This window comes from Corynebacterium vitaeruminis, assembly GCF_001054325.1.
Classification (GTDB): domain Bacteria; phylum Actinomycetota; class Actinomycetes; order Mycobacteriales; family Mycobacteriaceae; genus Corynebacterium; species Corynebacterium vitaeruminis_A.
On sequence record NZ_JVVM01000010.1, the window covers coordinates 52,756 to 75,590 of the forward strand.

The 22,835-nt window shown below is 58.6% G+C and carries 21 protein-coding genes; 7 read left to right on the plus strand and 14 right to left on the minus strand.

Features of this window, described 5'->3' with window-relative positions:
- Positions 1-187 precede the first annotated feature (187 nt).
- The 5 genes from ADA16_RS02740 to ADA16_RS02760 form a co-directional block, all read right to left on the minus strand.
- Positions 188-1,027 carry a hypothetical protein gene (locus tag ADA16_RS02740; protein ID WP_048758962.1) on the minus strand — a complete coding sequence of 280 codons (840 nt, stop codon included), beginning with the start codon at positions 1,025-1,027 and terminating at the stop codon, positions 188-190.
- Between the two features lie 65 nt (positions 1,028-1,092).
- On the minus strand, positions 1,093-2,133 hold the full coding sequence (gene rsmH / locus ADA16_RS02745; protein ID WP_048758963.1) for a 16S rRNA (cytosine(1402)-N(4))-methyltransferase RsmH: 1,041 nt from the start codon (positions 2,131-2,133) through the stop codon (positions 1,093-1,095).
- A gap of 260 nt (positions 2,134-2,393) precedes the next feature.
- A complete protein-coding gene (gene mraZ / locus ADA16_RS02750; RefSeq protein ID WP_048758965.1) occupies positions 2,394-2,825 on the minus strand; it encodes a division/cell wall cluster transcriptional repressor MraZ in 432 nt (143 codons plus the stop codon).
- A gap of 708 nt (positions 2,826-3,533) precedes the next feature.
- Complete coding sequence (locus ADA16_RS02755; protein WP_048758967.1) at positions 3,534-3,977, minus strand: DUF3040 domain-containing protein; 444 nt, start codon at positions 3,975-3,977, stop codon at positions 3,534-3,536.
- A 227-nt stretch (positions 3,978-4,204) separates the two neighbouring features.
- Positions 4,205-4,693, minus strand: a complete 489-nt coding sequence (locus tag ADA16_RS02760; RefSeq protein ID WP_239659316.1) for an SAV_6107 family HEPN domain-containing protein — start codon at positions 4,691-4,693, stop codon at positions 4,205-4,207.
- Between the two features lie 206 nt (positions 4,694-4,899).
- On the opposite strand from ADA16_RS02760, the gene ADA16_RS02765 reads away from it, so the two are divergent.
- Both ADA16_RS02765 and ADA16_RS02770 read left to right on the plus strand, forming a co-directional pair.
- The gene (locus ADA16_RS02765; RefSeq protein WP_048758970.1) at positions 4,900-5,490 is read left to right on the plus strand and encodes a GNAT family N-acetyltransferase; all 591 of its coding nucleotides are present in this window, start codon (positions 4,900-4,902) and stop codon (positions 5,488-5,490) included.
- Positions 5,471-6,145: an LppM family (lipo)protein gene (locus ADA16_RS02770; RefSeq protein ID WP_048758972.1), complete on the plus strand. Its 675-nt coding sequence runs from the start codon at positions 5,471-5,473 to the stop codon at positions 6,143-6,145. Before ADA16_RS02765 ends, ADA16_RS02770 begins: the two co-directional genes overlap by 20 nt.
- A gap of 3 nt (positions 6,146-6,148) precedes the next feature.
- Here ADA16_RS02770 and metF read toward each other — a convergent pair whose 3' ends face one another.
- A complete protein-coding gene (metF, locus tag ADA16_RS02775; protein ID WP_048758974.1) occupies positions 6,149-7,135 on the minus strand; it encodes a methylenetetrahydrofolate reductase [NAD(P)H] in 987 nt (328 codons plus the stop codon).
- Positions 7,136-7,201: 66 nt separating this feature from the next.
- Between metF and ADA16_RS02780 the strand changes: the two genes are divergently transcribed.
- From ADA16_RS02780 to ADA16_RS02795, 4 genes are all read left to right on the plus strand, one after another.
- Positions 7,202-8,314, plus strand: a complete 1,113-nt coding sequence (locus ADA16_RS02780; RefSeq protein ID WP_048758977.1) for a polyprenyl synthetase family protein — start codon at positions 7,202-7,204, stop codon at positions 8,312-8,314.
- A gap of 18 nt (positions 8,315-8,332) precedes the next feature.
- A complete protein-coding gene (crtI, locus tag ADA16_RS02785; protein ID WP_048758979.1) occupies positions 8,333-10,033 on the plus strand; it encodes a phytoene desaturase family protein in 1,701 nt (566 codons plus the stop codon).
- Between the two features lie 87 nt (positions 10,034-10,120).
- Positions 10,121-11,737 carry an alpha-(1->6)-mannopyranosyltransferase A gene (locus ADA16_RS02790; RefSeq protein WP_048758982.1) on the plus strand — a complete coding sequence of 539 codons (1,617 nt, stop codon included), beginning with the start codon at positions 10,121-10,123 and terminating at the stop codon, positions 11,735-11,737.
- Between the two features lie 6 nt (positions 11,738-11,743).
- A complete protein-coding gene (locus ADA16_RS02795) occupies positions 11,744-12,724 on the plus strand; it encodes a phytoene/squalene synthase family protein (RefSeq protein WP_048758984.1) in 981 nt (326 codons plus the stop codon).
- A gap of 14 nt (positions 12,725-12,738) precedes the next feature.
- Here ADA16_RS02795 and ADA16_RS02800 read toward each other — a convergent pair whose 3' ends face one another.
- Positions 12,739-13,113 (minus strand): Rv2175c family DNA-binding protein, encoded by a 375-nt coding sequence (locus ADA16_RS02800; protein ID WP_048758987.1) that lies wholly within the window; start codon positions 13,111-13,113, stop codon positions 12,739-12,741.
- Between the two features lie 79 nt (positions 13,114-13,192).
- On the opposite strand from ADA16_RS02800, the gene ADA16_RS02805 reads away from it, so the two are divergent.
- Positions 13,193-15,565 (plus strand): Stk1 family PASTA domain-containing Ser/Thr kinase, encoded by a 2,373-nt coding sequence (locus tag ADA16_RS02805; protein WP_048758989.1) that lies wholly within the window; start codon positions 13,193-13,195, stop codon positions 15,563-15,565.
- Between the two features lie 61 nt (positions 15,566-15,626).
- Here the strand turns inward: ADA16_RS02805 and ADA16_RS02810 are convergent, their stop codons facing one another.
- From ADA16_RS02810 to ADA16_RS02840, 7 genes are all read right to left on the minus strand, one after another.
- Positions 15,627-17,012 carry a class II 3-deoxy-7-phosphoheptulonate synthase gene (locus ADA16_RS02810; RefSeq protein ID WP_048758994.1) on the minus strand — a complete coding sequence of 462 codons (1,386 nt, stop codon included), beginning with the start codon at positions 17,010-17,012 and terminating at the stop codon, positions 15,627-15,629.
- Between the two features lie 68 nt (positions 17,013-17,080).
- Positions 17,081-17,572, minus strand: a complete 492-nt coding sequence (locus ADA16_RS02815) for a polyadenylate-specific 3'-exoribonuclease AS (protein WP_048758996.1) — start codon at positions 17,570-17,572, stop codon at positions 17,081-17,083.
- A 147-nt stretch (positions 17,573-17,719) separates the two neighbouring features.
- On the minus strand, positions 17,720-18,511 hold the full coding sequence (locus ADA16_RS02820; RefSeq protein WP_048758997.1) for a lysophospholipid acyltransferase family protein: 792 nt from the start codon (positions 18,509-18,511) through the stop codon (positions 17,720-17,722).
- Positions 18,512-18,615: 104 nt separating this feature from the next.
- Positions 18,616-19,629, minus strand: a complete 1,014-nt coding sequence (locus ADA16_RS02825; RefSeq protein WP_048758999.1) for an ROK family glucokinase — start codon at positions 19,627-19,629, stop codon at positions 18,616-18,618.
- Positions 19,630-19,638: 9 nt separating this feature from the next.
- Positions 19,639-20,793, minus strand: a complete 1,155-nt coding sequence (locus ADA16_RS02830) for a glycosyltransferase family 4 protein (protein WP_048759001.1) — start codon at positions 20,791-20,793, stop codon at positions 19,639-19,641.
- A gap of 53 nt (positions 20,794-20,846) precedes the next feature.
- A complete protein-coding gene (locus ADA16_RS02835; protein WP_414629641.1) occupies positions 20,847-21,917 on the minus strand; it encodes an NlpC/P60 family protein in 1,071 nt (356 codons plus the stop codon).
- A 338-nt stretch (positions 21,918-22,255) separates the two neighbouring features.
- Positions 22,256-22,834 (minus strand): C40 family peptidase, encoded by a 579-nt coding sequence (locus ADA16_RS02840; RefSeq protein WP_048759003.1) that lies wholly within the window; start codon positions 22,832-22,834, stop codon positions 22,256-22,258.
- Between the last annotated feature and the right edge of the window lies 1 nt (position 22,835).

A 22,835-nucleotide genomic window follows, 5' to 3' on the forward strand; every position in this document is an offset into this window, starting at 1 on the left:
TCTCCAGATCGAATCATGCGCTAGTGCTTTCTACTAAGTCGATTCTCCCGCGCGCGATAGCTTTAGGCGGTATTTTCTGCCATCGCGAGTACTGAATAAATTAGTTTACAGTCGCCTGCCCAAAAACAGTGGAACCGCCAGGCTATCGGACAGTTGACCAGTTTGGCTGTGTTTACTACCTAAGTTCCTACGGCGCTGGAGCCGACTCCGGTGCCGGAGCTTCTGGTGCTGGCGCTTCTGGTGCCGGAACTGGTGCTGGCGCTTCTGGTGCCGGCGCAGGCGCTTCAGCTTCAGGCGCGGGAGCGGGCGCTGGTGCGGGAGCGGGCGCTGGTGCGGGAGCGGGCGCGTGGTTCTGCGGCGCATACGGAGCAGTTGCTGGCAGCCCGTTCGGACGTGGGTGGGCTTCCTCAATAGCAGGTGCCTGCATCCCCGGAACATGCTCAGTGTCCTTCGGGTTCGACGACGGCGCGTGCGGGTTATTCGGCGACTCGCTGTTGAGGTCGACGATCTTCTGCTGCTTCTCATTGCCCGGTCGCACTTCCACGACCTTGCCTTCCGGGTCAGTAGCCAGAACAGCAGGCTGCTCCGGATTGACCATGCCCTCTTCCACGGCACGCTGCGCGATAGCGCCGGTCGACTTCATGTAAGCAACATCCCGCTCGAGAACCTCAAGCTGGTTACGCAGCTCTTTTTCCTTGGTCTGCGCAGCATCCAGCTGCAGAGAGGTCGAGGTCGAGATGCCCGACAGGAACATCGCCATCACGATTCCCGCGACGACGAGAAAAATCATTAGGGCCGCACCGGCAAACTTGTGGTTATCCCTCGAGGACGTCGTAACGCGACGCCCACGTACCGAGATGACCTGCTGAGAACCTGTACGCCCAAACCGCCGGCGCTGGTACAGATCCTGTTCCGTACGCGCGCTGCGACCGCGCTGACGAGTCTTCGTCCTGGCACCGGCAACAGTTGCCGATCCGCCGCGGGAGGTGCGCCGGGTGGGGGCGTGCTCCGTGATTGTCGTTGCCATGCTCGAAAGTTCTCCCAGTACTTGGATTGTGAAGAGTGCGGTTGATTCGGTTGGAAAGGGTGGGGTCAATCGGCTTGAATTCGCTCAATACAGCGAACTCTCACCGGTGCGGCTCGGGGGTTGTCTTCGATTTCGCTTGCCGACGCCTTCTCCGCACCTCTCGTGATGAGAGCAAAGTGCGGTTCATGCCCCGGAAGCTCCATCGGGAGCCCCGGCGGGGTTGTCGACTTCACGCGCTGTGCAAAGTCCTTCTTGACGATGCGGTCTTCCAGACTCTGGTAGCTCATGAACACTGCGCGACCACCGACTGCGAGTGCAGCGCAGACCTGTGGCAGCACATTTTCCAGGGCTTCGAGCTCGCGATTCACTTCGATACGAAGAGCCTGGAAGGTGCGCTTGGCCGGGTGCCCACCCTTGCGGCGCGACGCCGCCGGAATGGTTTCGTAGAGCAGCTCGACCAGACGACCGGATGTGGTAAACGGTTCCTTCTCCCGCTCACGAAGGATTGCCGAGGCAATCTTGCCGGCAAAACGCTCGTCGCCGTAGTTCGACAGGATGCGCGCGATATCACCGTGCGAATAGGTGTTGAGCACATCCGCTGCGGTAATGCCCTGGCTCGCATCCATGCGCATATCCAGCGGAGCATCCACACGGTAGGCGAACCCACGGTTGACCTGATCAAGCTGCATCGAGGAAACACCGAGATCAAAAAGCGCACCCGCGATCCCCTTCTCAGCGGCGCGGGCGACAATATCCTCCGCGTCACCTTCACCAGCGGCCGCGGGGATATCGCCACTGAGCACATCGGCGAGCGAATCGAAACGCACACGGAACCCTACAAAGCGATTACCGAAGCGGGCGAGACGTTCTTCTGCCCCGCGCAACGCATTGTCATCGCGATCGAGTCCAATGACGCAGAGCTTCGGGAACTGCTCCAACAGATACTCTGTGTGTCCACCGGCACCAAGAGTGCCGTCGACAACTACTGCGTCGTCACCCAGTGCCTCGATGCCCGGGCGCAACAAATCAGTTACTCGATGAAGCAAAACGGGGACATGACCAAACTCGCCGGACTTGCGATCATCCGCAGGTGCCGATCCGTTCATTTCCCCTCCTCACCGGGTATGTTTGCACTGGTCAGAGAATCTATCGAGTGTATTCCCGGTTTGCTTAACGACGAGTGCCGCGCCAGCAACCAGACCGCACCTCATGAGCACTACTGGGAATGCTGCTATCGGCGCTTAAAACAAAAAGCGGGGATGTTCACAGGGCCCCGCCTGACAGAACCTGGTATCGGGGAAGTACACCAGGGGCTATCAGGCAGAGTCCATGCGGACATTCCCTCTTTTCGGTTATTCCAAGCGGTTTATAAAACGCCGAACAGCGAGTCATCCTCACCTTCGGAGAAATCAGTTTCATGCTCCGCCTGGTAGGCCTCCCAGGACTCTTTGTCCCAGATCTCCAGAAAGTCAATAGAGCCGATAACCACGCACTCCTTCGAGAGATTCGCGTACCGACGGTGATCCATCGATAACGTGATTCGCCCCGAACCATCAGGCCGCTGCTCATCGGTGCTCGCCGCAAGATTTCGGATGAAAGCTCGCGCCTTGACATTCGTACGAGAGGCCTTAGTGGCCCGCTGAGCCAGCTTGACGAACTCCTCTTTCGGATACACCGCCAGAGAATGGTCCTGCCCTTTAGTGACCATCAGGCCACCTGCGAGATCCTCACGGAACTTCGCCGGCAACGTCAGGCGCCCTTTGTCATCAAGTTTCGGAGTGTAGGTGCCCAGAAACATGCGTCACTGGCCTCCTATCCCCGTGTCAACCTCAATGTCAACGCACAAACGCTTACCGAATTCAGGGATTTAGGCGTTGCTTTTCAAGCAGAGCTGGAGGGCCGTGCTTTCCTGCGATGCCAAAATCTCGCCAAACCTTAAGCGCAAATCGGATATTCACTTCTGCAATGCTGAACAACCTCAATCAACATCACGCCCCACTTTACCCCACTATCCCCCACTATCAACACCGGAAGGAGAAAATTTACCTCAACGCCAGAGCCAATTCGATTTCACAATCCCTGATTTAGCACGTTCGACATGGGCTTTTACGGAAACTCCCCGACAATTAAAGTGCGACTAAAAAGTGGGGAACCTGCCCGTAGCCCCACGCTCCTAATGTCACATCAACCCCACCAGCCACACTATATGGCATACACCCCACTACCCATCGGTTGTTTATCAAAAACTATCCAAAGCCCGATTGCCCACCCACCTTAACCCCTTGGCCTGCATGTTTACTCAAACTAGGCCTAGTCCTAGACAGCCAAGGGAAACCATCCCATATTAAAATTCCCCACCTCGAGATCAAGGTGGGGGAAAGTGGGGAATTTTAGTGGGGCGAAGTGGGAAGGGCTTCGTAGGAATGATTCACAGCTAGAAAAACAAAAAGGTGAGGGCAAGCCATCACTGACTTGCCCTCACCTTTTAAATCTTGAGGCCTATCCCCTAACGTCCCTCGAAGCGACCACGGAAACGCGACTCCAGCGTGGAATCACCAGAGGAGCCACGACCACCAGAGGCGCCTCGACGACTTTTTGCCGATCCGGACTTGGACTTTCCGAAGCTTAGCCTCGAAGTGGAACTAGCCTTCTCTGGATTGCCGGCGCCCGTCAGAGCCCAAACACCAGAGCCAAACATAAGCCCGAAGCCGGCAACCGACAGCACAATAAACCAAGCACTCACGGAGAAAAGAGCGACGCCACCAATCAGCATCAGCAGACCAAGGAGCATGAGCGCAATCACTCGGATGGAAAACCCACGGGGTGCGCTATTTTCCTCCGGAAAGCTGAATGCATTTCCGGCCATCGTCGAACTAAATTTAGGATCCTCAGCGTAGAGTGCAGACTCGATTTCGTCGAGCATCCGCTGTTCGTGCTCAGATAGTCCCACAATTCCTCCATCGCCTACTTGAGCATTGCCCACCGCGATACTGGCGAGCCTCGACCCCAACTAACAATGCCGATACGGCAAAGTTAATCACAGGCCACCTGCTGCTAACGCGGCGTCCGTTAGCTTCATTCTTACCCCTTCAACGGGCGACTCACCTCTATTGTTCCATGAATTCGGACAATCCCCCATTTATTTAGGAAAGCAACTTTTACTGCGACCCCACCAACTTATGCTGCCGCAGGCAAAACACCCAACTCAGCCCGAACAACCTCTAGAAACGCGCAGCTTAAATCCCACAACTCCTGCGCCCGCTGCGAATCAATGCGGCGAGCGATACCCAACCGGACTTCCTCACGCAGCGCAGTGAACTGCTCAAATTTGAATACCCAGCTGTCGAATTCAGGCTGCTCTTTCTTTAAACGCAACCACGCACTCTGTGTTGCCGAACGACGGCGCTTAGCTGTCGAACCTGAACGAGACCCCGTGCCAGAGCCCCCAGCTACCGACCCAACGTCGCGATTCAACAACGCCCCAGCGCAGCGCAGCGCTGCACAGTAAGAAAGCTCCAGCATCTCATCAGAGTCAACCTTCTGGGCATTCGCTAGCAGGACCTCGGCCCGCCCCAAGAGCTTCAGCGACTGCTTTGAGACGCCAACCGGGGCGACCGAACCCGACTGCGAAATCGCCCTGAACTCCACCACATTCGACCTTGCCACCACACTGCCCTCCTTTTCGCCTGAGCATTCACATGAGCACGGATTTTCTATTCCCCCTTTGGGGTTCGACTGCAATCTATCCCCAACCCCGGACTCCACCCGATACAACTTCGTACACTTGTTCGATTAAATGTTATTGCAGTAATTGCACAACCAAGTTCGTCTAAGTCGCTAATCTGGTCACTGTGAAATACAGCGTGGTTCCGATGACAGCAGGAGACTTCAATCTCCGGCTGCAAGAAGCAGTGGCGCTCTACATCACCGCGATGAAGTACAACCCAGCTATCTTGCCCGGCCGTCTTCACGAGTGGAAGAAGCAGACCACGCAACCGGGATTCATGGCTGCCGCAGCCATCGCCCACCCCAAAGAACTCTCCCCTGCCCAGGCTCTCCGTGATCCGCGCTGCAGGTTGGTTGGCATCGGCTACTGCCGAACAGGCTTGGATACACACTGGTGGTATCGCCAGGTCAGGGATGGATTGCTCATGGACGGGCGCTCGCTACCGGACGTCGTCAAGCTCTTGGGCAACTACGCCGAACTGTCTGAGATTCACATTCACCCAAGTTTTCAGGGGCAGGGACTCGGTAAACGGCTGCTGCGCGAGTTGGTTGATTCCCGACCGGAAGCGCGGGTGTTGTTGTCCACCCCGGAGTACCCAAATGAGGCCAATAGAGCATGGCAGCTCTACCGTCAATTTGGTTTCAAGGATGTTTTAAGGAACTTTTATTTCACAGGTGACTCCCGTCCCTTTGCAGTTCTAGGAGTAGATCTTCCCCGTGACACCATCGCCGAGTGAACCTACCAAAACGCGTCGACGGCATCGGCATCTGCGCATCACCGCAGCACTCGCCGGAATAGCCGCTATTTTTCCACTCAGCGGCTGCTTCGACGCGCAGGCTGGCTTTACCATTTCCGGCGACGACCGGGTCTCGGGCACAGTTCACGTCACACCCGAGGAAGGATTCCGTTCCCAATTTGAGCAGTGGAAAGCACCGGAAGATCTCTCCGACCGTGTCTCACAGGAAGTCATCGACTCATCCACAGGAAAGATAGAAGTCGCGTTTAACGAGCTGCACTTCATCGAACTCACCGATACGCTCCGCCAGCTTTCCGACGACCGCATAGACATCGACCTGGACCGTACAGGTGGTGGCAAGATTTCAATGAACGGCCACATGGATTTGACCCACCTGCCCGGCGCGAAGGTTGATTTCGTCGTTACGTTCCCAGAGCAGGTTACTGACTCCAATGGCCGACAGACAGAGCCGAACAAGGTCGAATGGCAACTCGCCAGTGGCGAGAACCATACCGTCTGGGCATCGTCGCCGACTGGGTCCACCAAACGGAATCAATTCCTGTTGTTTGCCGGTGTGACCACAGCCGCCGGTGTGCTGGCCTCGGCGCTAGGCATCCTGTGGGCACGGAGAGTCCGCGACATGCAGGACTTTTAGCAGTTAAAAACCGCCACGCAGCATATCCTGGCCGGTGCCCCATGCGGGAGCCATGCCGAGGTTGTGCAAAACCTCCTGGGAAGCGCGAGCGAAGTTCATAGTCATAAAGTGCAGTCCCGGCACACCTTCGGAGATGAGACGCTCTGCCATGTTGGTCGAAAAATCGATACCAATCTTGCGAATCTCATCCTTGTTGGCCTGCTCATCACCATCTGCAGCCTTGATTAGGCGTTCCTCCAAATCGGATGGCAAATGTGCCCCGGAGAGCTCAACCTGCCTGCGCACAGAGCGCAGCGACGTAATCGGCATCAGTCCCGGAATGATGGGCTTGGCGCCATGCACCGGATCCGCTTCTGCCAGGCGGTCTCGAAGCCGCAGATAGTGCTCAATGTCGAAGAACATCTGCGTAATCGAGTACTCGGCCCCCGCGCGCAACTTGGCCAGCGTGTACTGCGTGTCATGATCCAGATCCGGCGAGCGGTAGTGCCCTTCCGGGAACGACGCAATACCGATTTCGAATTTCTCGAACTCCGGCTCCGCCTTAATCAACTCGATTAGTTCGCTGGCGTAGTGCAGACCCCCTTCGGTCTCCACCCATGGGCCAAGCGGGTCGCCCGGAGGGTCACCACGCAGAACGAGCAGATTTGTCAACCCTGCGTCTAGGTAGGAGCGCAGGATTTCCCGCAGCTCATCGACGGTGTGCTCCACCAAGGTCAGGTGCACAAGTGTCGTAAGCGGCTGCTTAGAAACCCGCTGGGCGATTCGCAGGGTGCGGTCGCGGCTAGAACCACCGGCACCATAGGTCACCGATGCAAAGGAGGCCCCGAGATCGTGGAAGGCCTCAGCCGCACGGAGAAGGCGTTCCTCCGCAGCGTCGTCACGCGGCGGCATGAACTCGACTGAGAATGGAATACTGCCCGCGCTCGGCATTGAAAGTGCCTGGCGGATTGTCACTTGGCGGCCTGGCGACAGTGGCATTGTTGAGGACATAGTCACTCATACTAAGCGGTGCCCTATCCTTAAAGCAGCATTACCCGTCATCGACGAGAGGCCCACATGAGCGAAGAACTGGATTTGGCCGCGCTGCAACCCCGCGAAGTGCCAGCAGCTGTTACCAAAACGCTGGAGGATTACCTCAAAAGCCGTGGCGACGATGTCGCCTCGGTCGATGCGGTCTACAGCGAGGCCATAGATTCGCTCCATTCCTTCGTCCTCAACGGGGGCAAGCGAGTGCGTCCAGCTTTTGCCTGGCAGGGATGGCTGGGGGCAGCCGGCCTCGAAGGTCGTTTCGCCCCTGCAGAGGATTCCCAAGCTGTGATGAACGCAGTGAGCGCTTTAGAGCTCATTCAGGCCTGTGCTCTCATCCACGACGACATCATCGATGATGCTGATACGCGCCGCGGTGCACCGACCATTCATAAGGTATTTGAAGCCAAGCACGAGGCTAATGCCTGGAATGGAGCCGCCGACCGCTTCGGCATTTCCGCCGCTATTCTCATTGGCGATGTTGCCCTGACCTGGGCTGATGACATGCTGCATGCTTCGGGCCTCAGCTCGGAAGCGTTGACCCGCGCACTTATCCCCTGGCGTGCTATGCGCACCGAGGTACTTGGCGGCCAATTGCTTGACATCACTGCCGAGGCCAGCCGCGACAGCCGCGTCGGCACGGCTGAGAAGATCAATCTGTTCAAGACTGCTGCCTACACCATTGAGCGCCCTCTTCACATCGGCGCCGCGATTGCAGGAGCACCGACGGAATTGATTGAGGCCTACCGCAGCTTCGGCCGTGACATCGGTGTGGCATTCCAGCTCCGCGACGATCAGCTGGGGGTCTTCGGCGACCCCGAGATCACGGGCAAGCCGGCCGGCGATGACCTCCGCGAGGGCAAGCGAACTGTCCTGGTCGGCCAAGCGTTGAACCTCTACCGCGATTCCGCACCTGAAAAGGCACGTTTTATCGATGAGCATCTGGGTTCGGTCACGTCTGCTGCAGATATCGATGAACTGCGCAATCTCATCGCTGATTCCGGCGCTGCCGATGCCGTCGAACGTGAAATCGACCGTCTGACCAGCCGCGCCTTCGCCACCATCGAAAACGCCGACCTGCCTGCAACCTCGCGCGAGAACCTCATCGCCATGGGAGTTCGAGCCACCGCTCGCCAGCATTAGACCAGGTGTTGCGTAGTCATGTCCGCCGCTTCCAACGCTCATGTCCCCACTAGTTCCCCACGTCTGCGCCGTGCGGTCGCTCGGCCTCATAAGGACGCCAAACCACAACTGACCATCATCGGTGCAGGTCTGTCCGGACTTACCGCCGCACTCTACGCCATCGCAGATGGCTACGACGTCGCTGTCCTCGAGCGGGAAAGCTTCGTCGGAGGGCGCTGCGCCAGCGAACCCATCTCTGTCGATGTCGACGGGCAATCGCTCACCGCTGTCTTCGATACCGGCGCAACTGTATGGACCATGCCCTCGCTTGTCGACGATGCCCTCGCCGCCGTCGGCCTCTACGCGCGCGATATCGACCCAGGCTTTTCGGCTTCCCCAATCACACCGACCTACCGCGCCGAATTTGCCACCCGCGGTGGACTTGACGTTTTTTCCAACGAAGACATGATGGCCGATGAGCTCGCACGCTTTGGTGCCACTGGCTCCACCATCGCCGGTTACCGCAAACTCCGCACGTGGTTACAGACTCTTTTCAATGCCTGCTTCGACAACTTCATGTCACGCAGCTTTGACCGCGTCACTGACCTATTCACCGGGCCCGGCGCGCTTCGCGATCTGACTACGCTCCTCCGACTCGGCGCTTTCGGCGCCCTCGAACCTAAGATTCGTGCATTCCTCGACGATGATGACCTCGCTCGCGTGTTCAGCTTCCAGGCGCTTTACGCAGGTGTACCTCCGGCCAAGGCCCGTGCGGTCTACGGCTGCATCTCCCACATGGACACCTCGATGGGTGTTTACTATCCGCACTCCCCCGCATTCGGTTCCGGGATGGGCGCAGTTGTCGAACTACTCGCCGAGGCCGTCCGCCGAGCTGGCGGCACCATCGAATTTGACGTTGATGTCACTGGCCTGAAGCTCGACGAGACCGACCTCGTCTCTGCCATCACCACGACAGCTGGCGAGCGCTCCACCGATGCTGTCATCGCTACTACTGATTTACCGGTTCTGCAGAACTGGCTTCATGACGCCGCCACCTCTGCCGCCAGCGGTTCATCGAAGTGGCGAGGCATTCGGGACGTCGTAAAGCGGACGGGACCGCGACGGCTGTTCCCAGTACGATTTTCCCCATCGGCAGTGGTGGCGCACGGACTGATTCCGGTTTCGGAGACCGAAAGGTGGCCGAAGCGGCATCACCTGATTTCATTTGGCGAGAAGTGGAACGAAACCTTCGAAGAAATCTCGTCACCTCGCCATGGAAAGTTGATGTCAGACCCGTCGTTGCTGGTCACTAGGCCTGCAGTGAGCGCACCGGAGCGCATCGTCACAGATGCGAACGGCGTGGCGTGGGAGCCCGTCAGTGTGCTTGCGCCGTGCCCGAACTTGCAGTCAGCCAATCTGATCTGGTCACGGATTGGTTCGGACTATGTGGCGCAGATAACCGCCGAGCTGGAGCGCCGCGGGCTGACCGGAATCTCCACGAAGTGGCGAGTGGGACGGATAGACACCCCGCAGCAATGGCGAGAACGCGACATGGGCGTTGGCTCGCCGTTTGGGCTCGCACATCTGTTCCGACAGACGGGGCCGTTCCGTCCCCGCAACTTCTCTCCGAAGATGCCGGGGAATGTGGTGCTGGCGGGATCGACGACTGTGCCGGGTGTTGGTGTGCCGACAGTCATGATTTCCGGCCGACTTGCGGCACAGCGGTTTGAAACGCCGTAGCTCCCCGAGTGTCTCCCGGATGTCTGCCGGTGGTCACTGACCAACTAAGATTAATGAATCAGCAATTTATCGATTGTTTAGGTTGACATGAATTTATCGCGGAGTGCTCAGCTGGGTGTTTACGGTGGCATCCTCATCGCTCTGGGCTCCTACGGTTCCGGTGCGAATCGCTACCGTGGCGGTGTTGTTCACGCTCTCGGTCTCGACTGGATTACCTACGGTCACGGTCAGATTTTCTGTGAGATTGTGATTTGGGTGGGCATTGCCCTCTTGCTGGTCTCGTGGCTGCGCATCGGGCGGGAGCTGCTGTTTTCGAAGGGGGCTATCCGGGACGTTGTAACCGCTTCCGCCCTCCCTGGCGGTACGGAAAGTGCTACAGGTGCGGCAAGTGATGCCAGCGATGAGTCCACGTTGCGCCGTTTCAATTCCACTCTGTTGGCCTGGGCAATTCCCCTATCACTGGCTGCCCCGCTGTTTTCCCGTGATGTTTATTCGTATCTCATGCAGGGGGCGATGGTCCGCGACGGATTCGATCCCTACACCGAAGGTGCGGCAGCCAACCCGGGGCCAATGCTGCTGGAGGTATCCGCAGACTGGCGTAACACCACTACTCCGTATGGCCCGCTGCATCTGGGCATCGGTGAAGCCATCACGCGCATCGTCGGCGACAACATCACCGTTGGTGTGATTCTCTACCGCATCGTGTGCCTGCTGGGCTTCGCCGCCATTGTCTGGTCGATTCCGCGAATCGCCCAAGCGCTTGGAGCAAACCCGGCTTTCGCGCAATGGCTCGGCGTGCTCAATCCACTGGTGCTGCTGCATCTGATTGCGGGCATGCACAACGAGGCACTGATGGTCGGTTTGGTAAGCCTGGCGCTGGTTGCCGCACTGCGCATGGAGCGGTTGCCGGGTGGTCTGATCGCTGCTGTCCTCATCGGGATCGGTGTCGCTCTGAAAGCCACCGCTGTCTTGGCGTTGCCCTTCGTAGTGTGGATCGTGCTGACTAGGAGCGAGCCCATCACCACGCTTCAACAGATGCTGCGGAAGATTCCGGCGATTGCCGGTGTTGGCATCGTGTTGGTCGCAGTCTGCGTCGGTACGCTTGCGGTGGTGACCTGGCTGACCGGTTCGAGCTGGGGCTGGGTCTCCGAGATCAGTGGCAATACTAAGGTCATTAATCCGCTGGCAGCACCGTCAGCGGTCGCTGGTGTGATTTCCGGCATCATGGTGTGGTTCAACGACGACATCGGCTTTAACGTCGTTGTCAGCCACACACGCGTGGTCTCTTCTGTCATCATGCTGGTGGGACTTGTGATTTCCTGGTTCTACTTCCGAGCCACGCCACGTAACAATGTCGCTGGCATGATTGCCGCCTACGTCGTGGCCTGCGTCTTTAATGCCGTGGCACTGCCCTGGTACTACGCCAGTTTGCTGACCCCCATGGGAACAATTCGCCCGCCACGATGGGTTATTCAGGGCACCGTGATGTTCACGTTCATCCTGTCGCTGTCGTTCGCCGGCGGTGGCAATCACCGCTTCTACGACGTGCCCTGGATGATTATCATCACCGTTCTCGGCTGGCTGGCCACCGGCTGGCTGACCACTGGAAAATTCGGCTGGAAGTACCCGTGGCGCGACGATAACTCCGCCGCCAACACGGATTCCACGACACCGCCCTTGCCGCGATCGACCGAGGTCGCATAGTTGTCCATGCCCACCCCACAGCCCCACTCAACCATCGCGCTGCCGAACTCCTACGAGCTCTGCCGCGATATTATGACCTCCCACGGTCGCACGTATTCCCTGGCCACACGACTATTGACACCCCGTCAGCAACGCGCGGTCTGGTCCCTCTACGCCTGGGCGCGGATAGTCGATGACTACGTCGACTGCCCCGCCGACACCAATTGCTCCCCCGCGCACATCGAAGCAACGGTCACGCACTTAAGCGAGCTCTTCCACTCAGCCGTCGTCACCGGTTCGCTTGACGACGTCCACCGCGACCGCGACCGTGCCGTTATCTCGGCGGCCGCGCAGACTTTTCGCGACTACTACATCGATCCACAGCTCTCTGCGGACTTTATCCACTCCATGCTGATGGACGTGCCCGACACATCCTGCCACATCGCACATTTTGAAACCTGGGAGCAGCTCGACTCGTATATGTGGGGCTCCGCTGCCGTCATCGGCCTGGAGATGATGCCCATCCTGGGCACCTGCGCAGGAGTCTCCCGTGAAGAAGCCGCCCCCTACGCCGAGTGTCTGGGCAGAGCCTTTCAGGTGACTAATTTTCTCCGCGACATTGCCGAGGATTTTCAGCGTGGCCGCATTTACCTACCGCTGAATGATTGGGAGGCCTTCGGTGTGAGTACCGAAGAAATTAGTTACTGTGTCGCTACTGGGCAGACGACCCCTGCGGTGCGCCAGACGTTGGCCTACTTCGTCGCCCGCAACCGCGCACTCTATGCCGAAGCCAGCGTCGGCGTGGACATGTTGGATGTGCCCGGCCGACAGGCCATCCGTGCTGCGGAGATTCTCTACTCGGATATCCTCGGCGAGATTGAGCGAGCTAACTACAACGTCTTCGCGCAGCGCGCACAAGTGGGGCGCGCTCGAAAAGCAAAAATCGCCCTACCACTGCTTTTCGCAGCAGTGACCGGGCGATTGCGACAGGAGCTATCGAGGGCGTAGAACGCTGTCCGAGCTTACAATGCCATAGCCTGTGCGCGGCGCATTACTTCGCGAGCGAGATGACCGTGCAGGGCGTCCACCGGGCGCCCAGGCAGAGACTCATCTTCGGTGAATAGCCACTCCAGCGCTTCCTCTCGCGTATAGCCTCCGTCGGCAAGCAATGCGAGTGCGCCAGGAACGAAACGCGCGACCTCGTCGTCCTCGAAGAAGCGAGCGGGAATTTGTGCAATGCCGTTGCGGTTGACTGCAATAAGGCGTCCTTCCTGCAGCAATGCGTGAATTCGGGTGACGGCGACGCCAATGAGGTCAGCGGCATCGGGTAGCGCAAGAGTGGGTTCGTCGGCGCTCAGGACATCGTGGCAAGTTGGAATCTTTCTCACACTGGTCACTTTAGCGCGTTGGCTTCGTAGCCGGTACGTCCCCATATACTTGTTAGAAGCAACTGATTAGAACAGGGAAGGCTGATTTATGTCGCAGCTTGTCGAGGGGCAGATTCTCGATGGTCGCTACCGTATTGGAGCCACCATCGCGCACGGTGGGATGAGCACCGTGTACTGCGCCACCGATTTGCGGCTCGATCGCAGGGTGGCTGCGAAGGTCATGGACCCGCGCTTTGTCGACGACGAGTCTTTCCGTATCCGTTTCGAACGTGAGGCTCGCGCGGTCGCGCATCTCAATGATGAGTCGCTGGTCAATGTTTATGACCAGGGCACAGACCCGGCTGGGCATGTGTTCCTCATTATGGAATTCGTCGACGGCGGCACACTGCGCGAACTGCTCCGTCAGCGCGGTCCGATGCCTCCGCACGCGGCTGCCGTCGTTATGCGCTCGGTTCTTCGTGCCCTGTCCGTGGCGCATTCCCGTGGCATGGTGCACCGCGATATTAAGCCGGAAAACGTGCTAATTGCCTCGGACGGGCGCGTGAAGCTAGCGGACTTCGGTCTAGTGCGCGCGGCCGCTGATGCCAAGGTGACCTCCAACTCCGTCATCGTCGGTACCGTGGCTTATCTTGCCCCAGAGCAGGTCACGGGCGAGTCCATCTCCCCCGCCTCCGATGTGTATTCGGCGGGCATTTTGCTCTTTGAGCTGCTTACCGGCACTACCCCGTTTATCGCCGATTCTTCGCTGGGCGTCGCTATGAAGCGCCTGAACGAAGATGTCCCGCCGCCATCCGAGCTCATCGACGGCGTTCCGGAGGAGTTCGACGAGTTGGTCGCCCGTGCTTGTTCCCGCAAGCCGGAAAATCGGTTTGCAACTGCCGAGGAATTCGCCGACGCACTCGAAGAAATTGTAGACGAATTGGAGTTGCCGCCGTTCCGCGTGCCTTCCCCTGTGAATTCGGCTGCCGCCAACGCCGCCGCGGCCGAGGACTTCATCCCGGACATTCGCCGTCCGGTACACCCGGACATCGGCCATGCGGATGAACGCCACGACACCGCAGAGACGACACCAGAGCGATTCGGTCACGATGCCTATGGCTTCTCGACGGACACACCCGGTGGCCCTGTCTCTCCCCTACCACCGGGACCACCGAAGCTCTTCGATGATTTCGATGACCCGGATGCGGGTCGGACGCGCGCATTCGAACGCCACGATGGGTACGATTCCGCTGCTTGGGAAACCCCAGCCCCGCAGGGCGGAGCCGTCATACCAGCTGAAGGTTCGGATCCACCCGAATATCCGCTGCCGCCGGGTTCTCAGGGGCCCCAGCATCTGCAGCCGCGATCTGCTCAGACACAGACGCCGAAGAGCCGTCGTGCTACCAGGCAGCGGACGCGTCGCGGATGCGCATTGTGGCTGATTATCGCGCTGGTTGCCACCTTGGGCATGGGCCTCGGTGCATGGTGGCTGGGCTCTGGCCGCTACGGCGAGGTCCCTTCCATCACTGGGCTGTCACAGCCACAGGCGATGACCGCAATCAGCGAAGCGGGCTTTGAACCGGTGGTCGATGAACGCTACGACAACGATGTAGCAGTGTCCCAGATTATTGGCTCGGAGCCGCTGGCTGGTGCGCGGGTTGTCCGTGGTGATGATGTGCGTGTTCTGGTCAGCCTCGGACGCCCAACCGTGCCCGCATATCCTGCGAACCACTCCAAGGAAGTGTTCAGCGCAGCCCTAGCTAAGCGAACCTTGAAAGAAGAGGTCGGAGACCCCGTCTTTTCCGATGATGTCTCCACCGGCGGATTAGTCTTTGCGGTCCCCGCTCCAGGCCAGTCCGTCGATGTTGGCTCAGTTGTGACCGTGCACTATTCCAAGGGCCCGGCACCGGTGAGGGTACCGAAGATTGTGGGGCTTCGAGAGGATGAAGCTCGTGAGCTGCTGAGCAAGGCCGGGCTGGAAGTCCGGGAAGTATCGGAAGAGTTCTCGTCCTCTGCTGAGCCGGACGAGGTTATTTCTGTGTCTCCTGAGGAAGGTACTGGCCTCGAACGCGGAAGTTCTGTGACTCTGACCATTAACAACGGCATCGAAGTGCCCAATGTGGTGGGCAAGTCGGAGGATACTGCCCGCAAGATGCTGCAGCGCGCGGGCATTGAGGTTAGCGAGGTAAAGGACGCGTCCTCGTCATCGCGCGACTATGGCCGCGTTGACGCAATCTCGCCGAGTGCAGGCCGTCTGGTTAACCCCAATGATGCAACTGTCACGCTGACCGTGTCCAGGGCAGTAAAGGTTCCGCAGCTGCTGGGTAAGACCGTTGCGCAGGCACGTCGTGAAGCGGAGAAACAGCATCTTCAGCTTGACATCGACGGCTCTGTGAACGATGACGACCGCATCGTGTTGCAGTCACCCCGACCGGGCGCGAAGGCCACAGCGGGCGACAGCATTTCGGTCAGCACTCTGTAAAGAGTGCAGCACTGTAAGGAGTGCAGCACTGTGCTAGCTGCACTCGTTGTACCTAGCTGAACTAGTTGCGCAGCATCTCGGCGACCAGGAAGGCCAGCTCCAGCGACTGCTGAGTGTTCAGGCGCGGGTCACAGGCGGATGCGTAACGGCCTGGCAGATCGACATCGGAAATGTCCTGCGCACCGCCAAGGCACTCGGTGACATCTTCGCCGGTCAGCTCCACGTGGATACCGCCCGGGTGCGAACCAATCGAACGGTGAACCTCGAAGAAGCCCTGAACCTCGTCGACAATGCGGTCGAAGTGGCGAGTCTTGTAACCATTGGAGGCCGAGTAGGTGTTGCCGTGCATCGGGTCGCACTGCCAAATGACCTTGTGACCAGAAGCTTCCACAGCCTCGACAATCGGAGGCAGCACGGAGCGAACCTTGTCATTGCCCAGACGCGAAGTCAGGGTCAGACGGCCAGGCTGGAAGAACGGATCAAGTTTGTCGGCGTAAGCGACAGCTTCCTCCGGCGTGGTGGTCGGGCCAATCTTCACACCGACAGGGTTGCCAATCATGGCGGCAAGGTTGACGTGGAAGTCTTCGATACCACGGGTGCGCTCACCAATCCACAGCTGGTGCGCCGAGAGGTTGAAAAGCTCCTGGTTGCCATCGTTTTCAGACAGGCGCAGCATGGCGCGCTCGTAGTCAACAACCAGTGCCTCGTGCGAGCAGTAAATCTGCGCGGTCTGCAGGTTGGAGTCCGCAACACCACAGGCAGCCATGAACTGCAGCGCGTGATCAATCTCGCGTGCCAGATCCTCGTAGCGAGCCCCCGCCGGCGAGTTGCTGACGAACTCTCGGTTCCACTCGTGCAGACGGTGCAGGTCAGCGGTGCCCGAACCGGTCAGGGCACGTACCAGATTCATTGCCGCAGAGGCGTTGGCGTAAGCACGCACCATTCGAGCCGGGTCGTGAACCCGAGCTTCTTCAGTCGGCTCAACGCCGTTGACCATGTCACCGCGGTAGCTGAGCAAGCCGTCACCGTCAATGTCCTTCGAGCGCGGCTTGGCGTACTGACCAGCGATGCGAGCCATCTTCACGACAGGTGTGGATGCGCCGTAGGTCAGCACAACGGCCATCTGCAGCAAGGTCTTCACATTGGCGCGAATGTGTGGTTCGGTATTGGACTCAAAGGTCTCTGCACAATCACCGCCCTGCAGCAGGAAGGCCTTACCATTGGCGACGTCGGCAAGCTCCTGGCGAAGCTTACGAATCTCGGGCGCGACCACAATTGGCGGCACCGTTTCGAGAATGCGTCGCACGTTAGCGGCGGCACGGGCATCCCAGCTTGGCTGCTGTAGAGCTTGGCGCGATATGACATCAGCAAAGCGTTCAGCCATGTCACCGGGAAGCGGCGGCAGATCGGGCAGGTCATCTACAGGGAGATCAATAGTCCAACTCACAGAAGTTCATTGTAGTGCCCACGCCGGAAGGGTGTTAGTCAGGTCACCAAATATTCGAATTCCGCTGCCTAATCAAGCGGCATCTTCTCTGCAATCCGCTGAAATTTCACTAGATTGTGCTGGGCATCTGCCAGCGCGTCGTGCTTGCCTGCGGTCTGCTTGGGCAGCCGTGGTTTGCCTGCCATCTCCCAATACTGCTTGAGTTCGCGGGTATAGCGCGGCATGACCTGTGGCAGCTTGGTCATATCGCCCCAAAGCTGCACCAACGCAATGTGATCATAGGCCCCCACCCAAGCCCATAGCTCTGGGCTACCTGTACCGGGTTCTGTGAAAAATGCCAGTAGTTCCTCGCGGATAGTGTCCCGGTTCTTCCACAGCGGGGATGAGGGATTGGGCAGCTGATTGAGCACATTGGCCCGCACCCACGGGCCAGCCTTACTCTCATTGAACTCGGTAGACACCGCGTAGTACTCGCGGCCGTCCTCAGCTACGACACCGATGGAGACAAGATCAATTGTCTTGCCGTCTTCAATAAACTCGGTGTCATAAAAATAACGCACGGTGTGGAATCCTCTCCAGCCTCAGCCTCGCGTCGGCTATCTCGCGACTGAAAAAATGTGGAGCCCTACCGAGCAGTTCTTCCCACGCACCAAATCGGCATAGGAAGTGTGCAGCCCCGCTGTCGCGAAAACTATCTGCGCCTTATTCTAGCGAGCGCGTCGAAACCAGCGACGAGGGGTCGGCTTCGGCCCCGGAGCCGGAATAGTCAGCTCGCCACCCGGCTCGGTCCCTTCCGGATAGCCGTTGCCGGCCTCCAAGGACTTCTTCACATCGGTCGCATATGCATTGACATATTCCTGACCCGAGAGCTTCTGAATCTCCTTAATCAGATCATCTGTCAGCGCCCTGGCCGCTTCGTACTCATCGCTGTACTTGGCTTTGTACTCCGACGGATCGATTGGATCGCCGATAATCGTGCCAACCTTCACCGGACGCGGAATCCACGAACCAATCGGGTTGGCCTTCTCCGTATCGATCATCGCCATTGGAAACACCGGTACACCGGTCTCCAGCGCCACACGCGCCGCACCGGTTTTACCGCGGTACAGTCGACCATCCGGGCTGCGAGTTCCCTCCAAGGAAATGCCCAGTAGGTCACCGCGCGACAGCACTTTCAAACCGGCATTCAGCGCATCGCGAGCCGCATCACCAGACGTACGGTCAATCGGCACCTGCCCGACCGAAGAGAAAAAGAACTTCTGAATACCGCCGACAAAGCCCGGCGTGGTGAAGTACTCCGCCTTCGCCAGGAACGTCAGCTGACGACGGCAGACCAGTGGGAAGAAAAAGTGATCCATCACAGCGAGGTGGTTCGACACCATCAGCGCTGGGCCTTCCTGTGGAATCTTCTCACCACCGATGTAGTAGGGGCGATTATAAATCCGCAGCCAAGGACCGATGAGGATGTACTTAAAGAACTTGTACCAGCGATTATTCACAGTTTAAAACTATACAGGTTCACATCGTCCAGGGATCCAACTCCGCAGCTATTCCCCCCCACTTTTTCGCGGGCGGGGTCCCCAAAAATCCCCCAAATTACGCTTTAGGACGACGCCGCATCCTCAGCAGCCACAACGCTGCGCGCAATATCTGCCACACCAATCAACCCGGCATCGGCACCGAGCTCAGCGATTCGCACCTCCGCCACCGGACGATAGCCGGCACCGGTGAGATTCCGGGCAAACTCCGCCTTAGCATTGTCTAGGTACAAATCAGAAGCCGAGGCAACGCCTCCACCGATGACAATCAACTCCGGATCAAAAACATCACCCACCATCGACAGGCCACGCCCCAACCAAGTAGCGAAATCATCAACCGCAGCCAGAGCCAAATCATCCCCCTGCCGAGCAGCCGAGACGACATCGGTACCAGTCACCGAGCCAGCCACGAGCCCGTCGGTAAGCCGAGAGAAGTAGCGACCGGATTCAGAGAGCTCTTGCGCAGTCGTAACCAATGCCGTACCCGAGCAGTAACGCTCCAAGCAACCGCGTTTCCCACAGGAGCAGGGCCGACCATCTGGCACAACGGTAAGGTGACCGAATTCCGGTGCCGTGCCGTACGCGCCGCGATAAATCTCACCGCCCTGCATCATCGCGCCGCCAATTCCCGTACCGAGCGCAAAAAGCACCCAGTTATCCGCACCGCGAGCCGCACCAAAGCGATACTCACCCCACGCGGCTGAGTTGGCGTCGTGCTCAAGCTGCAGGGGGCACGGGAGAAGCAAGGATAAACGCTTGACGACGTTCGCATCGCGCCACGGCAGATGCGGAGCAAAGCGAACCGTCTGACGGTCAGAATCCAAGAAACCAGCTACAGCTAAGCCGATGGCGCTGACATCTGGGAAGCGCTCAACCAAGCGCTCAGAAGTCTGGACAATGCCACGTTCGATGGCATCCACGCTGCCATCAGAGCTGGTCTGCACTCGGTACAACACCTGCCCATCAGCGCTGACCACCGCAGCACGCAGGTTTGTTCCACCAATATCAAAACCGATGGCCGGGCTATCAGCGGTGGTGGACTCGTCTGAGCTCGGATGAATCGGAATATCGATGGCCATAACAGTTAATTATAAAGGGCTTGCGCAGGTTCGGAGAATTCGGCGAGCACGCGCAGCCATGACCTCCCAGGTCCACGACTGCACGACATGCTCCCGACCGCGGGCTCCCATCGCCGCCGCCCGCTCCGGATTATCCAAAATCTCAACCAGACCGGTGGCGACACTGCGCTCCGAGCTCCCATCGACCACGATGCCCGTTTCACCGTCAATGACAGTCTCCGGAGCGCCGCCGGAATTGCCAGCTATCACGGGGACACCACAGGCCTGTGCTTCCAAGTAGACGATGCCGAGTCCTTCCACATCGAGACCTCGACCACGGGTCCGGGCCGGCATGGCGAAAACGCTGGCTGCATTGTAGTAGGCAGGGAGATCCTCAAAGGAGACCTTACCGGCAAAAATAACCTGGTCAGCGACCCCGAGCCTTTCCGCCAGCTTTTCCAGCTCTCGTTCCAGCGAACCAACGCCGACAATCAGCAACTTGGTGTCTGGGTGCCGCTCAAGAACCTTAGGCATGCTGCGGATAAGCATGTCCTGTCCTTTTCGGCGCACTAGCCGGGAGATACAGACAATAAGTGGCTGGGACTCACCGATTCCGTGGCGCTTCCGAATCTCCTGCCCCAATTCGGGGTCCGGGGAAAACCTCTTGATATCAACACCGGAGGGAAGGCGTTCAAATGCGGTTTGCGGGCCAAAAGCTGCGGCGAATCGACCACGGGTGTAGCGGGAAATATAGGTCACAACATCGGAGCTTTTACCAATGCACCCCAACATATGGCGGGTCAATGGCAGCATCGACCAGCCCACTTCATGTCCATGAGTGGTAGCGACAATGCGGGTTGCACCTGCGCGACGGCACGCGTCGGCAAGCAAACCAAGTGGCGCGGCGGCACCAAACCAGACGGTGTCAATGCGTTCGGTGCGAATAATCTGAGCGGCGCGGCGAGCTACGTGCGGTAGCGGCAGCAGCACGGAATCACACATGCGGTAGACGCGGTACGGTAGCGACTCGTCGTAGGCGCGGAGCTTTTCTTCGGGGGCTCGCGAGGACGCGAGGACTACGAGGTTCTCTGGATCCAAACGAGCACAGAAATCACGCAGGTAGGACTCGATTCCACCATCGCGAGGCGGGAAGTCATTCGTAATGAGCAGTACGCGCGCAGACATGGAGCCGAGTTTATCTACCTTGACTAAAAAGACGCGAAGCCGCCTGCCGCTAGTTAGAAGCGGACAGCGCCCTGGTACGGGCCGCCCTGGTCGATGGAAACGACCTGGACCGGAATGCCGTAGTCGGAAGCATGGACAATCTGACCGTTGCCGATGTACATGCCCACGTGCGTGATTCCCGGGTAGTAACCGATGATGTCGCCTGGCTGCAGCTGGTCACGGCTTACCGGGGTGCCACCGGCGAGCTGCGCCTGCGAGGTACGCGGAATGGACTTACCAATCTGCTGGTACGCCCAGTACATCAGACCGGAGCAGTCGAATGCGGAGGGACCAGCAGCTCCCCACGAGTACGGGGAACCCAGCTTGGACATCGCGGCATCGACTGCCCCGGAGGATCCGAGCAGCTTATCCAGGCCTTCGGTGATTGGGTTGTTCTTGGAAATCCAAATTTCCCGCTGCTCGGGGCTCAGCGAATCAACCATGGACTTGACGCGCTCTGCGCGCTCATCAAATTCGGCGCTGCGCCTGTCCAAATCATCGCGGCGTTTGGACAGGTCATCGAGCTGCTTGCGGATATCACTCTGCAGACGCAGCGCATTGGCCTTGCCATCCTCCGCATCCTTGCGGGCTTGCACCGCACGGCTGACAACTTCGTCATTGTCGCGGAACATCTTGTTGATATATCCCGCACGGTCGATAGCGTCCTGGGCACTGGTAGATCCGAGCGCAGCGGACAACGGGTCGACGATTTCGCCTCGCATTCGCTTCTTAGCGAAGTACGAAATCTCACCAGATAGCACCTTGAGGTCATCTTGCGCTCGAAGAACCTGATCTTCAGCGTTCTGCAGTTCGCCCTCGGCGCGGCGGAGTTCCTCTTCCTTGGCCTGAACCTGGGAATCCAGCTCGGTAACTTCCTCAGAAACCCCTTCGGTATCCCGAGAAATCTTTTCCAGCTCGGCGATGATGCCGTCGGCAGTAGCCAAATCCGGGGCAGGCTGCTCATCCTGCGCAGACGCAATCGGCGCTAGGCTCACAGAGCCGAAGGTCAGTCCAGTCGCGACAGTAAGTCCGACGACACCGCGACGAGAGTGGTGGAGACAACGAGAACCGCGGTAACGCGACAAATCCACACCCTTTTCAAGTTTTGTATTCAAATTTCTTCCCCGAAAATCTACACATCAAACCGCTTGACGCAACCGAGCAAATTGTAGCAGCCTTGCCGCGAAACGACACACTGACAAACCACCAGCGTAAAGGGGTATCCAAAGGGAGCATTCAGGATGGCCTTTTACCCCATACGTCGTGCAAACGTTGTGCAAAAACAAAAACGAGGCAAGCGCCTCCCGCAGTGCTTTACGACGTACATAGCGTCAGCACCCGGGCGCTCACCTCGGTGACCCTAAAAAGAGCCAAGACTTTGCGGAGCAACTAGGCCCCGCAAGTTGTCGTCCGTTTAAACAGATTAGAAGCGGACGAAGTTGTGAACCGGCATGTAGTTCATCGGAGCTTCCTTGACGACGTCACCGGACTGCGGAGCGTGAATCACGTTGCCGTTACCGGAGAAGATACCGACGTGGGTAGCACCGGAGTAGAAGGAGACGATGTCACCCAGTGCCGGGCTGGAAACCGGGGCACCCTGGGAAGCCTGAGCCTGGGAGGTACGCGGGATGGACTTACCAACCTGCTGGTATGCCCAGGAGGTCAGACCGGAGCAGTCGAAGGAGTTCGGACCGGTGGCGCCCCAAACATACGGGGAACCAATCTTGGAACGTGCAGCGGAAACGATTGCCGAACCGGTGGACGGTGCTGCAACGTTTGCAACGCTGCCAGCGGAAACCCGACCGGTGACCTCGTTGACCTTGCCAACAACATCCTGCAGACCTGCAACCTGCGGGCTATCAAAGCCATTCAGTGCGCCCTGGATGTCATTCAGCGGGTTAGCGTTAGCTGCCGGAACGGCCAGAGCGGTAACGCCTGCGATGGTTGCGCCAAATGCGACTGCGTTGCGTGCAAAGTTAGAACGGCGGTGGTGCTTGCCCATT

What these genes read in the sequence shown, in the direction of transcription:
- ADA16_RS02740 (WP_048758962.1), bottom strand. Translation starts at nt 1,027, where the DNA reads ATGGCAACGACAATCACGGAGCACGCCCCCACCCGGCGCACCTCCCGC.
- rsmH (WP_048758963.1), bottom strand. Translation starts at nt 2,133, where the DNA reads ATGAACGGATCGGCACCTGCGGATGATCGCAAGTCCGGCGAGTTTGGT.
- mraZ (WP_048758965.1), bottom strand. Translation starts at nt 2,825, where the DNA reads ATGTTTCTGGGCACCTACACTCCGAAACTTGATGACAAAGGGCGCCTG.
- ADA16_RS02765 (WP_048758970.1), top strand. Translation starts at nt 4,900, where the DNA reads ATGACAGCAGGAGACTTCAATCTCCGGCTGCAAGAAGCAGTGGCGCTC.
- metF (WP_048758974.1), bottom strand. Translation starts at nt 7,135, where the DNA reads ATGTCCTCAACAATGCCACTGTCGCCAGGCCGCCAAGTGACAATCCGC.
- ADA16_RS02780 (WP_048758977.1), top strand. Translation starts at nt 7,202, where the DNA reads ATGAGCGAAGAACTGGATTTGGCCGCGCTGCAACCCCGCGAAGTGCCA.
- crtI (WP_048758979.1), top strand. Translation starts at nt 8,333, where the DNA reads ATGTCCGCCGCTTCCAACGCTCATGTCCCCACTAGTTCCCCACGTCTG.
- ADA16_RS02790 (WP_048758982.1), top strand. Translation starts at nt 10,121, where the DNA reads ATGAATTTATCGCGGAGTGCTCAGCTGGGTGTTTACGGTGGCATCCTC.
- ADA16_RS02795 (WP_048758984.1), top strand. Translation starts at nt 11,744, where the DNA reads ATGCCCACCCCACAGCCCCACTCAACCATCGCGCTGCCGAACTCCTAC.
- ADA16_RS02805 (WP_048758989.1), top strand. Translation starts at nt 13,193, where the DNA reads ATGTCGCAGCTTGTCGAGGGGCAGATTCTCGATGGTCGCTACCGTATT.
- ADA16_RS02825 (WP_048758999.1), bottom strand. Translation starts at nt 19,629, where the DNA reads ATGGCCATCGATATTCCGATTCATCCGAGCTCAGACGAGTCCACCACC.
- ADA16_RS02830 (WP_048759001.1), bottom strand. Translation starts at nt 20,793, where the DNA reads ATGTCTGCGCGCGTACTGCTCATTACGAATGACTTCCCGCCTCGCGAT.
- ADA16_RS02840 (WP_048759003.1), bottom strand. Translation starts at nt 22,834, where the DNA reads ATGGGCAAGCACCACCGCCGTTCTAACTTTGCACGCAACGCAGTCGCA.